We start from the raw sequence: 15,455 nt of genomic DNA on the forward strand, positions 1-15,455 counted from the left end.
TGATGTAACAAATTGTCGGTCCTGTTTCATTTATTTTTTTGCAGTCGCAGAGACGCATTAATTTTGCACCTCTGCGAATATAGACAAAGTTGAAAGTAAGTCCTGGGGACAATCGTAACATCAGTTGTCGGCATCATGGCGAACAGGCGCTAGCCTGTACGATCATGCAGCCGACAACGATTTACCATTGTCCCCAGGACGGGGTTGTCAAATTACCTTAAGGGCAGTCTCAATCTGCACTAAATCTGGACTTATGAGAAGCTGGGGTTAAATTTTTAAATCGAACCAGAAAATCGAACCTTCGCTGATTTTTGAAGAAACACCATACCTGCCGCCGTGCATATCGATGATTGATTTTACAATCGATAGGCCGAGTCCCGTGCCGGTGACAGCGCGCTTATGTGTTTTATCCACCATGTAATAGCGTTCCCAAATATACGGAAGATCTTCTGCGGTGATCCCTTCGCCGGTGTCCTTCACCTGGATATGCACCCAGGTGGTTGAAGGGTTTTCACAATTTTTGATGATGGTTTGTGAAACGGTGATGCGTTTATCCGAACCCGTATAATTAATGGCATTGATTAAAAGGTTGTAAAACGCCTGGGAGATCCGGGTTTCATCAGCCGTAAGACTGATTTCCTGATCATAGACAAAATCAATATGATACCCGTCGCTATGCATGAGCTTGTTCATTCGTGTAACGGTCTCATCAATGTTGGCGGTGAGATTATAACTAAGGGGATCGATGGTATGGGTTCCGGATTGAAGTTTCGAAATGTCCATGACATCATTCACCAAGGTTGTGAGCCGTTGGGTTTCATCCACAATAATCTGGGCATTTTCCGAATTGTTTTCATTGGGAAGGTCACGCATAGCCTCGGCGTAACCGCTGATCAGAGTAAGGGGAGTGCGTAAATCATGGGAAATATTAGCAATAAGTTCCTGTCGCAACAATTCCACTTTTGAAAGTTCTTTAGCGGTGTAGTTTAAAGTATCGGAAAGTTCACTGATTTCTTTGTATCCACCGCCAGCAAACCGGATGTCATAGTTACCTTTAGCCAGCATTTTAGCACTTTTATTAATGGCTTCAATGGGCTTGGATACGCGTTTGGCAATTATCAGTGCCAAAAGAACGGAAAACAAAATCATAAATCCGGTAATATAGTACAGCTGAACTCGGAGGGTATTAACCGTGGCGTCAATGGGTGAAATCACAGAATTGATAACAACAACAGCACCATCCTCACTTTTGTCGTCAATGCTTTTGGAATAGACAATGCTTTGCTGGGGACTTCTTTCCGGAATCGGTGCTTTGAAATCAATGTCATCTTCAGGGATTTCTTCTCGGATTTGGTCATTAATCGACTCATTTTGATGATAGACGCTGGTGCGGTCAAAATATTCAAGAAATTCCCCTTTATTTGCATTAGTTCTTGAAATCAACTCATTTTTCTCAAAGGTAGACATGCTGTGAATAATGCAATTTTTTAGCACGTGAGACGAATAAAGCACATCGCCATTTGCTGATAAAACTTCAATGCAAACATCTGTGTCAAGGGAGATATTCTCAATGATCGTACTGATGTCGTCTGATTCAATGTTTTTTTCAATAGAGCTCGCAACGCTTTTAATTTCATTGATTTTAATGGCTTTATAAAAATTATTCAGAAAAACAACCTGAAAGAGCCAGAGCAAAATTAATAGAACAGTACAAAAGCCAAGAAGAAAAAGAAAAAGCTTCCATTTGATGCTAAGGGGATTTCCCTTTTTCCATTGTAAGAATGATTTTCGTTTAGTTTTCAATGGTAATCAACCCTCAAAACGATAACCAACCCCTCGAAGGGTTGTAATCAGCTTAGCGTAGTCGCCCAGACTTTTTCGAAGCAGTTTGATGTGCGTATCCAGGGTGCGATCGTCGCCATAAAAGTCGTAGCCCCAAACCTCGGTAATTAGCTTTTCACGGGTTAAAGCAATGTTTTTATTTTTAATCAGATAAAAAATCAAATCGAATTCTTTGGGAGACATCAAAATACTTTCCTTATCAATCAAAACTCTTCTGGCAGTAAAATCGGCGTAGAGACCGTCTTTTTCAAAGATCTCATGATCTTCATTGGTGCTTTTATTCACCCGTTTCATAATGGCATCAATGCGCATCATCAGTTCTTTAGGAGAAAAGGGCTTGACCACATAGTCATCAATGCCCAGCTCAAAGCCATGGATCTTGTCGTACTCTTCACCTCGGGCAGAAAGCATGATGACTGGAATATTCTGATTTTTGCGGATTTCCTTGACCGCTGAAAAGCCATCAAGCTCAGGCATCATGATATCCATAATGATGATATCAAAGGATTCATTCTGACATATTTCAACAGCTTCCATTCCATTGGATGCTTCAACAGCAGTATGACCTTCAAAAATGACGTATTTTTTAATCAGAGCTCTGATTTTTTCTTCATCATCGGTTATTAATATTTTATACATCAACTTCACCTCTTAACTGATTATAATATAACTAGCATAATATTACGAAGTGTTTTTTAGGTGAACAGTTGATGATTTATGGATGAAACTTATTTTATGTGATGTTGTCACTGTTTTCAAAGTGGGTTTAGTATAATATTTGTTTACAAAGATAACCGATGGTTATACTATATAAAAGGAAGGTTAAAAATATGTTTAATTTTTTATCAAACAGTGGAGTCAAAAAAATATCGGCTAAAGAAGCGAAAAACAGACTGGAATCGGATAATACCATTGTGGTATTGGATGTCCGTGAAAAAACAGAATATTTAGGAAGTCATATACCAAACAGCATCAATTTACCGCTGGGAAATATTTCCGCAGTCGAGAAGGTTGTACCGGATAAAGATACCACCGCATTTGTCTATTGCCTGAGCGGTGGACGATCCGCAAGCGCCAGTGGGCAAATGAGCAAGATGGGTTATAAAAATGTCTACAATCTTGGGGGCATCAGCGGCTGGCATTATGAAACTGTCAGCGGAAAATAATATAGGCTGAAATTCAATTTAGAAAAGCCAAAGAAAGCAATAATGAGGAATGATGACATGAAACCACTTAGCAAAAAAGTATTTTTAAAGATTACACCACCTGGGATTGGGGATATTATTGGAGACAAAGAGCGTCTGCTGAAGTCCTTGGAAAAAGAATTTGGAAAAGTGGAAATATCCCAAAGAATTCTAAAAGCCATTTATCCTCTCTGCCGAGAAGCGAATTGGGAAATTACCCTGACCCTTGTGGCACATGAAGGCCAATGGGAAATTGTCAGATTGGAACCTGGGGACACCACTAAAAGCCATTATGGCTTAGCCGTCGATCTGGGTAGTACCACCGTAACCATGGAATTGGTGGATCTTAATTCCGGAGAAATTCTGGCTGAAGAAAGTATTTTCAATCATCAAATTGATTTTGGAGATGATATTCTAAGCCGGATATTTTATACAAAAAGTAAACCCCTTCATTTAAAAGAAGTTCAGGAAAGTACCCTCCAGAGTTTTCGAGAGCTGATGCTGATGCTGAGTGAAAGGACCGGAGTGGCTTCTGAAACCTGTGGAATTATGGTTGTATCCGGAAATACAACCATGATCCACTTTTTATTAGGAATTGATCCATGGCCAATTTTTGAAGCCCCATTCACTCCGGTTTTTAATCATACCGGTTTTTTTGACGCCCAGGAAATTAGTTTACCCATAGAAGGCTTGATTTACTGCGTACCTTCGGTGGCCAATTATTTTGGCGGCGATATTCTCAGTGGTTTATTGGTGAGTGATTTACATAAAAAAGAAGAACTGGGTTTGTTTATTGATATTGGTACCAATGGCGAAATGGTTTTAGGAAATAAGAATTTCCTGCTGGCAGGTGCCGGCGCCGCCGGACCAGCCTTAGAAGGTGGGATCAGCAAAAATGGAATGAAGGCTACCGATGGTGCTGTGGATAGTGTAGTTATCGAGGATAACATACTTAAACTGACCACCATCGGAGGAAGTCGTCCCCGGGGAATTTGTGGGTCGGGAATTGTGGATATCCTGGCGCAAATGCTATTAAACGGCTGGATCGATTTTTCTGGACACTTCAATACCGGGGTAACTGATCGGGTCATCAAGAAAGATGGGGAATATGCAGTGGCCTATGCCTGGGAAGACGAATCCGCAACAGGAGAGGTCCTGTTATTTACCCAAACGGATATCAGTCAATTTATGGACACTAAAGCAGCAGCCAATACCATGGTGGCTTATCTTTTGGATAGTCTTGGCGTCGAAGCAACTGAGGTTAAGCGCCTGTACACCGCCGGTGCATTTGGTACCTATATTAACTTGGAATCAGCGATTACCATCGGTCTCTATCCGGATTTACCCAGGGAACGGTTTGTTTCATTGGGAAACGGTTCTCTCAGGGGTTCTTATGCGCTTTTGATCAATGGAGAATTGCTGAAAGAAATAATGGCCCTTCAGCGTGAGGTCCGATATTTGGAATTCGGTGCGGCCACAGATTTTCTGACCCAGATGTTTGCCGCCCGTTTTCTGCCCCACACAAATTTTGACTTGTATCCCACCGTCAAAGCGGAACTCATCAAACGCGGAAGACTGCGACTCTAAAAAATCGTCTTGGGGACAACTGAGGTTACGATTGTCCCCAGGACTTACTTTACTGATTTTTCTATAGACTTAAAAACCAACTAAAGGGGTTCTTTCCCCCATTAGTTGGTTTTTTGTATTAAGTATGTATTTTATTAATGACGATTGTGATCATTGGTATGAAATTGAGACTGCAGAGACAAACAGATAAAGCAGTACCGACCAATTGTTACATCGTGTTGTGTGCATCAAGGCGAACAGGCGATAGCCTGTACGAATTGCGGATGGCAGTCGCCAATCACAAGCTCGCTTGTAGTTGGCGACTGCCTGCGAACCACGAGATAAGCAAAGTGCTTTCTCGTGGTTGCAGCACACAACTGATTAACAATTAGGTCGGTATGGTAGGTGAGGGTAGAGTGGCGGCTTTTATTTTTGTTCGATTTGGGGCAGGGTGTCAAAGCCCTTTTGCAAATCTTCATCGGTGGGAATGTAATCGGTCATGTTGCCGGCGTTGTAGTTCATATAGGCGGTCATATCAAAATAACCGGTGCCGGTCAGGCCGAAGATAATGGTTTTCTTCTCCCCGGATTCTTTACAGGCCAATGCTTCCTCAATGGCGGCCCGGATGGCATGGGCCGATTCCGGAGCGGGAAGAATGCCTTCAATACGAGCAAATTGGGTGGCGGATTCGAAGACTTCGCTTTGGGTGTAGGACTTTCCGCGGATATAGCCGTCATGGTAAAGTTTGGAAATAATCGGGCTCATCCCATGATATCGCAATCCTCCGGCATGGTTCGGTGCGGGCATAAAGCCGCTGCCTAGGGTATACATTTTAATCAACGGCGTTGTTTGTCCGGTATCGCCAAAATCGAGGGCGTATCTTCCGCGAGTCAGAGATGGACAGGACGCAGGTTCAACGGCAACAAAATCGATGTTGTTTTTGCCTTCAATTCGCTCTGCCATAAAGGGCGCAATCAATCCCAGTAAATTGGAGCCGCCGCCGGCGCAGCCGATAATAATATCGGGTTTGATGTCATACTTGTCACAGGCGATTTTTGTTTCTAATCCAATGATTGATTGGTGAAGGCCAACATGGTTGAGAACGCTGCCTAAAACGTACTTGCAGTTATCAGAGGTGACGGCGACTTCGATGGCTTCACTAATGGCACAGCCCAGAGAACCTCCGGTGTCAGGGTTTGCTGCAAGAATTTTTCTTCCGGCAACGGTGGTATCCGATGGGGATGAAATAACTTTGGCACCATAGGTTTCCATAACCGCACGACGATGGGGTTTTTGTTCAGCGGATACCTTTACCATGTATACAGACAAATCAAGATTGTAGTACGCACAGGCCATTGATAAGGCTGTTCCCCATTGTCCGGCACCGGTTTCGGTGGTCAGGGAAGTAAGACCCTGTTTTTTTGCATAATAAGCCTGGGCAGCGGCTGAATTTAGCTTATGGGAGCCGGAAGTGTTGCTGCCTTCATATTTATAGTAAATTTCCGCAGGGGTGTCTAACAGTTTCTCTAAACAATAGGCTCGAACCAAAGGAGATGGGCGGTACATCTTATAAAAATTACGGATATCCTCAGGAATTTCGATGAATTCATCGGTGGTATTGAGCTCCTGGTCAACCAACTCTTCACAAAAAACAGGAAGCAGATCCTCTCGGGTACAATATTCGCCGGTTCCGGGATTGACAAAGGGTTCAGGTAACTCCTTCATTTTTGAACGAAGATTAAGCCAATGTTTGGGCATCTCCTCTTCACTTAAATAAATCTTATAGGGTATAGTTGCCATGCTGATACTTCCTTTCTTTATTTAGTATATAGACATATTTAATTCATATAAACTAAATATGTTTATGGGTAAAATAAAAACTCGTCCTTTACAAAAGTAAAGGACGAGTGTATAGACTCGTGGTGCCACCTTTATTCGCAGAAAAATCTCTGCCTTTGCAGAATACAATCATATTCTTCAACACTTACGCGGTTGTTACGTCATGGAGTACTCGGGAAAACCCCTTTGACCATGCCCTCAGCGGTCCATTTGATGGTTTGCATTCTATGAGGCTCTCAGCAGTCCCCACTCTCTGTAAGTGCAATTTCCACCGTTATCTCCGCATCAACGGTTTTAATGGTTTTATTTGATTGGTATGAATTATAAAACAAGCAAAGAGAATTGTCAAGAAGAAGTTGTTTCTTTAATGAGATATTATGAAGTTCTTTCTTTAATGAGATAAGCCTTTCTTGACAAGCATTTCCAAAAGAGATACAATCGGGTTGTAAAAAATTTGTAACAGAACATAACTTTTTGTAAAAGTTGAGTTCGGAAACGAGGATTTATGAAACATGAACAAAAGAGAGTTCCCTTAACGGGAAAAAGATCGATTTTTAAAATTGGTATGATTAGTTTGATCATTACCTGTATTCTAGGGACCGGTACCTTTGCTTTTGCAGAGGAGATGAAGACTCAAGATGATGGCAATGCAATTATTTGTGAAGAATGTATCGCTGAGCCCATCAAGGGAAATTCTGGTAGAGGATATCTTGAGCGTGCAGCTCATGCTGATGAACATGCGCGTTTTAATAGATCGGTGGTTGAGGAAACCCCGATAATTGAGGAAACTCAAGTGGTTGAAGCAACCCCAGTAATTGAAGAGACTCCAGTGGTCGAAGCAACCCCGGTAATTGAATCGGCTCCAATAGTTGAAGCGGCTCCAGTAGTTGAAGCAACCCCGGTAATTGAAGCGGCTCCAGTGGTCGAAGCAACCCCGGTAATTGAAGAGACTCCAGTGATCGAAGAAACCCCGGTAGTTGAAGAAACACCGGTAGTTGAAGCAACACCAGTGATTGAAGAAATACAAATGACTGAAGCATCAGATGATATTCCTGAAGGTGCAGAAAAAACAAACTTAAATTGCACAGCTTATACAGCAACGGGAAATGCCACTGCTTCGGGAGTGATGCCACAATCCGATCATACTATTGCATCATGGAATGGACTTCCTATTGGGACTAAGGTTTATATTCCAGCATTAGGAACAACTTTCACAGTTGAAGATCGTGGTGGTGCGGTTACCGAAGGAATCATCGATATCTATATGAATAGCTATGACGAATGCATTCAATTTGGCCGTCAGGATTTAGAAGCATATATTATTTACTAAAATTTACCGCAATAAGTCAAAGGACACCGAAAGGTGTCCTTTTTTTGCGATCAGGCGGTTTGATATGATATTGGTTTTAAGGAAATAGCTTTGTTCTTGACAAGTATTTGCAAATAGGTTACAATCTGTTTGTAAAAGATTTGTAACGAGATGTAACTTATTGTAAAAGTTATGCTAAAAATGGAGGTAATATGAAGCAGAAACAGAATAAAGGTCCTTACAAGAGGAAAAGATCAATTTTTAAAGTTGGGATGGTCACTTTGATCATCACCTGTATTATCGGGGCAACTGGCACCTTTGCCTTTGCAAAGGAAGTAACGGTTAAAGTTGATGGTACAAATAAAGTTGTTCGAGGAAGTATTTTTCAAAATGTCCAAGAAGTTCTTAGGGACAACGGTATTTTACTCAACGATGAATATTCAGTCAATGTAGATAGTCAGAGCAAATTAGTTGGTGTCAGAACCATTGAAGTCAACCGAAAAGCATCTGAAAAACTTGTGGCTGCTGAAAAGACCATAGCATATCAGGCTCCGGTTACAACTGTAGTAGAAGAAACACCAGTTGCCGAAGAAGTCACGGTTGCTGAGGAAACACCGGTGGTAGAAGAGGTCGCGGTTGTTGAGGAAGCACCAGTGGTCGAAGAAGCCCCGATTGTTGTAGAAACAGCAGCAGTGGAAGAAACACCAGCGGTTGTGGAAACTACAGAAATAGTGGAAACACCGGCGGTTGTGGAAACTGCAGCAATAGTGGAAACGCCGGCGGTTGTCGAAACACCGGCAGTAGTGGAAACACCTATGGTTGCGGAAGTACCTGCAGCACCAGTTGTTGAGACATCAAATGGTATTCCAGAAGGTGCTGTAAAAACCACTTTAAATTGTACGGCCTACACTGCAACCGGAAATGCGACTGCAGTTGGGGTTATGCCTCAAGCGAACCATACCATTGCATCATGGAAGGGACTTCCTTTTGGCACTAAGGTTTATATTCCCTCGCTGGGAACAACCTTTACGGTTGAAGATCGTGGCGGTGCGGTTACTGAAGGAATCATCGATATCTATATGAATACTTATAACGAATGTATTCAATTTGGACGTCAAAATTTAGAAGCCTACATTATTTATTAAAAGCAATACCCAAAGGACACCGAAAGGTGTCTTTTTTTTTGTTGAAAACCCTGTCCTGAGGACAATCGTAACATCAGTTGTCTGCATCATGGCGAACAGGTGATAGCCTGTTCGATCATACAGCAGACAACGATTTACCATTGTCCTCAGGACGGGGTTTTTATTGGGTGTCCGAAACGCTGCGTTCTTGACAATTATTTAAAACAAGAGTACAATCAAATTAAAATAATCTGTAATTTACATCGAGAAGGCAGGACTTAATGGGAAAAAAAGAAGGTGAAAGTCTTTTTAAAGGAAAAAAAATATTTTTTAGAATGAGTATGATTGGTTTAATCATTATATTCATTACTGGGTTAACCTGTAACTTTGCCTTTGCCAGGGAAGTGACCGTTAATGTGGACGGACAAGATACCACCGTTCGAGGAAGTCTTTTTCAAAATGCAGAAGAAATTCTTGAAAGAAATGGCATTGTACTTGATCCAGAAGAAACGGTTATTGATGATACAACAACTAAACTGGTTAGTGTCAATACCGTGAAAACGAATCCAAAAGCAAGTGGTAATCTCAAGGTTGATGGAAAAATTATTCCTTATGAGACCAGAGTAAGTACGGTTGAGGAACTTCTTATTGAAAATAATATTGTGCTCGAAGAATTGGACCGAATAGAGCCTTCTCAAATAACGGATCTGTCGAAAATAAATGAGATTCAGGTTATTCGGGTAGAAGTTGAACAAGAATCAATAAGAAAAGTGATTCCATTTAATAGCCTGACAAAAGATAATGCTGAATGGGAAAGTAACCAGACAAAGGTCATTCAACCAGGGACAGATGGCGTTGCTTATGTTGTTGAAAACATTCTTTATGAAAATAATGTTGAAGTTAAAAGAGATCTGATTTCAGAAGAGGTTATAACAGCTCCCATTGATGAAGTCATCGAGGTTGGGACTAGAAAAGCTCCTGAAAAAACTGCAGCCATAAAAACAGCGGCAGTGAAAGAAGCACCAGCAGTGGTTCAGACTCCAACAGTTGTAGAAACGGCTGTAACGGAAGAAACCGCTTTAGTTTCAGAAACACCGGCAGCGGCTGTCATCGCGGAAACACCAGCAATACCAGCTGCGACTGCAGTTGCGGGAGTGAAAACCATACTAAACTGCACGGCCTATACGGCAACCGGAAATGCGACAGCTTCGGGAGTGATGCCTCAGGCAAATCACACCATCGCAGCATGGAGCGGGCTCCCCTTTGGTACTAAGGTTTTCGTTCCTTCCCTGGGAACAACCTTTACAGTTGAAGACCGCGGCGGTGCGGTTACAGATGGTATTATTGATATTTACATGAATACCTACAATGAATGCATCGAGTTTGGCCGCCAGAATTTAGAAGCTTATATAAGTTATTAGAAACAAAAAAGATGCCAAAAGGCATCTTTTTTTAATTGTAGATTATATAGAAACGTAAGTCCCGGGGACAATCGTAACATCAGTTGTCGGCATCATGGCGAACAGGCGACAGCCTGTACGATCATGCAGCTGACAACGATTTACCATTGTCCCCGGGACGAGATTGCAAACAAACGCCATTTGGCATCTTATTTTTTGAGATGACGCAAGCCCAGGGCTCGATATTCGAAGGGGTTGGTAATTTCTCGGGAATAAGGTACCGGGGTAATGTCAAGGCCAACATGGACATCAATGGCATTGTAGTCTGAAATCATGGCATTAAAATCTTCGGTAATCCCCTGATTAATCATAAGCTGATTTTTCATGGATGTATTTTCCATAATGATACTAAAAATATTTCCTTCCAACACATAAATAAGATGGGTGCTAAAACAATGCTTCTTTATAATGTTCAGGGTTTTATAAAGAATTTCATCCCAGAGTCGAGGACCCGTTATGGATCTCAGGGTTTCCAAGTGAGAAATGGAGATCATTTCCAGAACAAGAATGGTTTCGCCGACAACCGCACGGTCCATGGCGGATTTCAAATCCTTGTAATAGGCTTTTTCAATGGTTAAACCCGGCCCTTCATCTAAAATATCATAAGAAGCAATTTGCCCCTCTAAAGCTCTTTTAGCGGTAAATAGCTCACGGATTCGTTTAATGAGGAGAGCACTGCTCCATAAAATAAGCGGGATGACAATAATCCAGCCCAGCTGATACATTTCCAAAGGGACCTCTAGATAAAAAATGGAAATAAGCGTTAAGACAATATAACTGCAAAAAAGCAGTATCATAAAAAAAATGCTGGCACTGAAAGGCATGGCAATTGTAAAAATCAAGCAAGTAAACAGGATAAACAGTATACTATAATCCACAAAGCTGAAGTCGTGGGAAAATAATATCAAAAAAGCTCCAAAGGCAACAAGTCCAGTAATGAACAGGATCAGTGGAAGTACCATGTCTATCAGATTCAATTTTTTGGGAGAAGCCTGTGTTTTTTTTTGTTCGTCTAAAATTTCTTTGGAATGGGATGGTTTGTTTGATTTTCGAGGTGAAGTTTGTTTTGGTTTAACGGGATTTACTTTTTCAGCCAGAGGTTCCGGAAAAATGGGCTCCGTGGCTATATCCTCAGTGAAAGTTGGGATTTCAGGCAATGGCTCTGGCACTATTTCAGAAGGACTGTCCTCTTGAATTAATTCAGGGTAAGGAATGATTGTATTTTCTATGGTTTTCAGTTCTTCAACAGGAACGTCTTCGATTTTATTGGGAGCAACAGGGGAACGACCAAGAATTTTTGATAGGGTAGGAAGTTCTTCATCTTCAATATCTTCGGAAAATATGGGCTCAGCGCTGCTGTCAATGTTGTCTTTCTCGTCGATTAATGTATTTCCATTAAATGCCAGCTGATTTCCACCAGTGGCAAAGGGACGGGAATTAAGAACCGCCTGATCTAAAGCAGCATCATCGGAGATGTCCACACCTGATAAAAAGTGATCCTCCGGTAGGCTATGATCCGAGGTGCTCATTTCAAAAATATTGGCATTTATTTCCTGGGAGGTATTCTCATTGTCTGCTAGGGTTGCAAGTTTTTCATCGATACGCGTTTCGTATTCTTGGATTGTCGCATCCAACCCTTGCTTTTTTTTAAGAATAATATCCAATTTTGTAGGCTGGATTTTTTCATTATTCATATTTATTATCCATCGCTTTCGCTTGTTATATTATTTTTTATTAAAATTTCATGATTGACTTTATCATCAAAATCATGGATGATAAAGAAGATTTTAAAACAAAAGTGAAGTTACCTAAACATCAAAATTAGGCACAACCTCTCTAACTATGTATTATAGCAAAGAATGGTGGGACATTAAAGGGGAAAAGGAAAAAAGTTGGTTATTTCACATGCTTTTTTTTTTATTTATCAACAGGACTTGATTTCAATAAAATTGATAAGAACGTTTACAATTGGCGGTCTGACGGCAATTGTAAAAAAATACCAAAAGTATTAACTTTTTTATGTGAATATGTGGATAAAATCAAAAAAAAACAATCAACAGGTGGTGTAAATTATCAGGAATCAATAAATCCCGGTTTAAGTGGGTTTATGTGGATAAATTGAGGAATATACATCCTTTGTCCACAATTAGTGGACAAAAATCCATATAATGTGGATAGAATATGTGAATAACCCTGAAATATTGGGGTAAAAATTGAAATGGAGACTCAAAATGTGGATAACTTTTTAAAAATTGGCGAACGTATTGAAGATTTGGGGTTGAAAAATCTGAAGATTATTCAAAATCCGGAATTTTTTTGTTTTGGCATGGATGCGGTGCTATTGTCCTGGTTTGTGTCAAAGCATACAAAGGGATGCATTGATATTATTGATTTGGGAACAGGGACTGGGATCATTCCACTTTTACTTTACGGGAAGACTAAAGCAAGATCGATTACGGGTTTGGAAATTCAGGAACCATTAGTGGAAATGGCGCGGCGTAGTATGGTAATAAATGGACTGACCAGCCAAATTAAAATTCTTCACGGAGACATTAAAAATCCGGGAGAAGAGGTTGTCCCCAATCATTACGATGTTGTCGTGAGCAATCCCCCTTATATGAGGGCAGATGCCGGGTTGAAAAATGCCCGGGATACCAAAACGATTTCACGTCATGAAATTCTATGCAGTATTGAAGATATCCTTATTTTCAGTAAGCGGATGCTCAAAGATCGCGGACGTCTTTTTCTTGTCCACCGACCTGAACGGCTTGCGGATATTATTTCGCTTATGCGGGAATATAAGATCGAGGTGAAACATCTCCAATTTGTTTATCCATCCATTCATAAACAGTCTAATCTTGTCTTGATTGAAGGGCGAAAAGGGGGCCGGGCAGGCTTGAAAACAGAAGCCCCCCTCATTGTATACAATGAGGAAGGGCAATATTGTGATGATATTTATGATATTTATGGAATGAAAAAGCCTGAGCAGGGAGACTGTTAGCCGCGACCTTTTCGGGCTTTGAGCAGCCGGATATCCTCGCCTAGAAAAGGAATGGTTTTAAAATTCCCGCGGATTCGCGAGGAAAGACGCTCATCGTAGGTTTGCTGGATCTTCAATACGGACAGATTTGTGGAAATAATCATTTTTTTCTCAGCATTCAATCGGGAATCAATAACCTCGTAAAGCTGTTTTTGACTGTACTCGGAGGAGAACTCCGCCCCAAGATCATCAATAATGAGGAGATCGCAAAGCAGCAGGGGTTCAAAAACCTGGGTTGATGTTTTGCCGCCTCGGAAAAGCTGATCCTGTATGCTTGAAACCAGGTGCGCCGCGGTGACATAGATAATCCCGTAGCCCTTTTGGGTGAGGGCATTAACGATGCAATTGGACATAAAAGTTTTACCAACCCCCGGAGAACCAGTAAAGAGGAGATGATCGGAAATAGCATCATAATTTTTACAGTATTTTTGCATGGTTTCCTTGATTTTCAAGGCATTTTTTCGGGGACTGGGTTCGCCTTCGACAATGGCTGCATCTGAATAATACTGGGGATTAAAATTATTGAAATTTTCTTTCAGCGCCTTTGTTTTTAAGTCGTAGGTTGAAAAGCTGGTCTCCGCGAGACACTGGCCCAGACATTGGCAGATTTCATTATCAGCCATTCCCTGGTCTTTGCAAAGGGGGCAATAATAGTTGTGGGTCAGCAGATCTTCATAGCCGGCTGCCAGTTTCAACTTTGCTGCTGCCAATGTATCCATTTTTTTGCGAATATCATCCATTTTTTCGAGTTCTCGGGCAACGGTTGCACGGGTAAGAGCAATGCCCAAAAGATTCATGTCGTGATCAACGACTGAAAGTTCAGGTATTTTTTTATACAAGACTTCTTTTTTTTGTCGCTGAACAGATTTATATGCCGTTTGTTTTTCTAATAACAAAGCATAGGCATCCTTATAGGTCTTCATCGTTTACCTCCAATTCGCCCCATAAATCTTCGGCAAATTCGACTTCCATATCCAAATATGCCTGCTTGCGGGAATCACTGATGGGTTCAGTTTTATCCTTGGGCTCCCATCGGGGTTTGGGTTTATCTTTTTGAATATCTTCAAGGGTTTTAAAGCCCTGTTCATGCCAGTTTTTCAAGATACCATCAATGTACTTCATATTCGGCTTGCTGGTTCGGGAAAGTGCCTGGGTAATGATTTCAATGGAAAAGCCATAGTCTTTAAACCAAGTGTCCATGAGCTGGCGTTCGGAAACCATCGGGTTTCGATGAATGCCCAGATACTTAAAAATCTGGTAGTAGGATTGGCTTTCGTCCGCAGATTTCCTGATATGGGCTTCAGCTTCGGTATGGTCCCGCACGCCGGCATCATAAAAGCCCTTTGCCACGGTTTCAAAGTAGCTGGTAACCTGGGCAGGGGTAAAGGTACGTTCTTTTTTATTGATCATATTCAAGGAATATTCGACAATCAAAATCACCGCTTCCGGGGTAAAATTGTAATCATCCATCCAGCGTTTAAAAAGCATGGTTTCTCTTTTGGAAATCGTCCGGCTTTCATACATATCCTGGATGGTATCATACATCCGTCGGATCCGATCTTCCTTGGCATTTGTGGGGGTCTGACGTTTTGGTGCAATGGTTTCAGGATGGGTATCATTTTTATAAAGGATGGAGCCGGTGATGTTATAGAACCGGACAAGGGCATCCCGCGTGCCGGTGCATTCAAGGGAAAGAATGCCTTCGGAAACCCAATATTCCCAGGCTTTTTTAACATCGGTTTCCAGGAGATTCAAGTCTTTGGCAATGTCGGCATTGTTGATTGGTGCAAGTCCCTGATTAAAGCAACGCTTTAAGCCATAAAGGTAGACTTTCACATAATCACCTCTGGCAACAGGCATATAATGGTTGATAAAAATATTTTCAAGGGGTGTTACCCCTAAATCATCATGGCCTAAAATTAATTCAAAACGATTCATTTTTCACCTCGTGTCAAAATAAAATTACTTAAAAAATTATTTACTCTCTTAAGTATCGAGTAGTCATATTATAACACATGGGATAATATTTGTGAAAAATTCATTACTTCCTTTAATAAAATGAAGATTAAAACATAAACTTGGACGTTCTGT

Annotated in this window: 13 protein-coding genes; 7 read left to right on the forward strand and 6 right to left on the reverse strand. The window is 41.2% G+C overall.

Annotated elements, in window-relative coordinates; genetic code table 11:
* Positions 1–89 precede the first annotated feature (89 nt).
* Positions 90–221, forward strand: coding sequence for a hypothetical protein (locus AKG39_RS20700; protein ID WP_278277932.1), 132 nt, complete (start codon positions 90–92; stop codon positions 219–221).
* Positions 222–267: 46 nt separating this feature from the next.
* On the opposite strand, the gene AKG39_RS10010 is transcribed toward AKG39_RS20700, so the two are convergent.
* Both AKG39_RS10010 and AKG39_RS10015 read right to left on the reverse strand, forming a co-directional pair.
* Positions 268–1,803 carry a sensor histidine kinase gene (locus tag AKG39_RS10010; RefSeq protein ID WP_050740250.1) on the reverse strand — a complete coding sequence of 512 codons (1,536 nt, stop codon included), beginning with the start codon at positions 1,801–1,803 and terminating at the stop codon, positions 268–270.
* A 6-nt stretch (positions 1,804–1,809) separates the two neighbouring features.
* Entirely contained in the window at positions 1,810–2,481 is a 672-nt protein-coding gene (locus tag AKG39_RS10015; protein ID WP_050740251.1) for a response regulator transcription factor, read from the reverse strand.
* Between the two features lie 191 nt (positions 2,482–2,672).
* Here AKG39_RS10015 and AKG39_RS10020 point away from each other — a divergent pair, with 191 nt between their 5' ends.
* Together AKG39_RS10020 and AKG39_RS10025 are read left to right on the forward strand one after the other, a co-directional pair.
* A complete protein-coding gene (locus AKG39_RS10020) occupies positions 2,673–3,008 on the forward strand; it encodes a rhodanese-like domain-containing protein (RefSeq protein WP_050740252.1) in 336 nt (111 codons plus the stop codon).
* Between the two features lie 57 nt (positions 3,009–3,065).
* Complete coding sequence (locus AKG39_RS10025) at positions 3,066–4,613, forward strand: ASKHA domain-containing protein (protein WP_050740253.1); 1,548 nt, start codon at positions 3,066–3,068, stop codon at positions 4,611–4,613.
* Positions 4,614–5,018: 405 nt separating this feature from the next.
* Here the strand turns inward: AKG39_RS10025 and AKG39_RS10030 are convergent, their stop codons facing one another.
* On the reverse strand, positions 5,019–6,392 hold the full coding sequence (locus tag AKG39_RS10030; protein WP_050740254.1) for a TrpB-like pyridoxal phosphate-dependent enzyme: 1,374 nt from the start codon (positions 6,390–6,392) through the stop codon (positions 5,019–5,021).
* A gap of 544 nt (positions 6,393–6,936) precedes the next feature.
* Between AKG39_RS10030 and AKG39_RS20315 the strand changes: the two genes are divergently transcribed.
* The 3 genes from AKG39_RS20315 (at position 6,937) to AKG39_RS10045 (ending at position 10,285) form a co-directional block, all read left to right on the forward strand.
* Positions 6,937–7,761 (forward strand): 3D domain-containing protein, encoded by an 825-nt coding sequence (locus AKG39_RS20315; protein ID WP_050740255.1) that lies wholly within the window; start codon positions 6,937–6,939, stop codon positions 7,759–7,761.
* 191 nt (positions 7,762–7,952) lie between these two features.
* Positions 7,953–8,885, forward strand: a complete 933-nt coding sequence (locus AKG39_RS20040) for a 3D domain-containing protein (protein ID WP_050740256.1) — start codon at positions 7,953–7,955, stop codon at positions 8,883–8,885.
* A 260-nt stretch (positions 8,886–9,145) separates the two neighbouring features.
* A complete protein-coding gene (locus AKG39_RS10045) occupies positions 9,146–10,285 on the forward strand; it encodes a 3D domain-containing protein (protein ID WP_050740257.1) in 1,140 nt (379 codons plus the stop codon).
* Positions 10,286–10,473: 188 nt separating this feature from the next.
* Here AKG39_RS10045 and AKG39_RS10050 read toward each other — a convergent pair whose 3' ends face one another.
* On the reverse strand, positions 10,474–12,018 hold the full coding sequence (locus AKG39_RS10050) for a hypothetical protein (RefSeq protein ID WP_050740258.1): 1,545 nt from the start codon (positions 12,016–12,018) through the stop codon (positions 10,474–10,476).
* Between the two features lie 524 nt (positions 12,019–12,542).
* Here AKG39_RS10050 and AKG39_RS10055 point away from each other — a divergent pair.
* The gene (locus AKG39_RS10055) at positions 12,543–13,325 is read left to right on the forward strand and encodes a tRNA1(Val) (adenine(37)-N6)-methyltransferase (RefSeq protein WP_050740259.1); all 783 of its coding nucleotides are present in this window, start codon (positions 12,543–12,545) and stop codon (positions 13,323–13,325) included.
* Here AKG39_RS10055 and AKG39_RS10060 read toward each other — a convergent pair.
* A complete protein-coding gene (locus tag AKG39_RS10060) occupies positions 13,322–14,287 on the reverse strand; it encodes an ATP-binding protein (protein ID WP_050740260.1) in 966 nt (321 codons plus the stop codon). The two genes, AKG39_RS10055 and AKG39_RS10060, sit on opposite strands and share 4 nt — an antisense overlap.
* Entirely contained in the window at positions 14,274–15,302 is a 1,029-nt protein-coding gene (locus tag AKG39_RS10065) for a DnaD domain protein (protein ID WP_050740261.1), read from the reverse strand. Before AKG39_RS10065 ends, AKG39_RS10060 begins: the two co-directional genes overlap by 14 nt.
* Positions 15,303–15,455: the final 153 nt, after the last annotated feature.

Origin of the sequence: Acetobacterium bakii (genome assembly GCF_001263355.1) — a bacterium.
Classification (GTDB): Bacteria; Bacillota; Clostridia; order Eubacteriales; family Eubacteriaceae; genus Acetobacterium; species Acetobacterium bakii.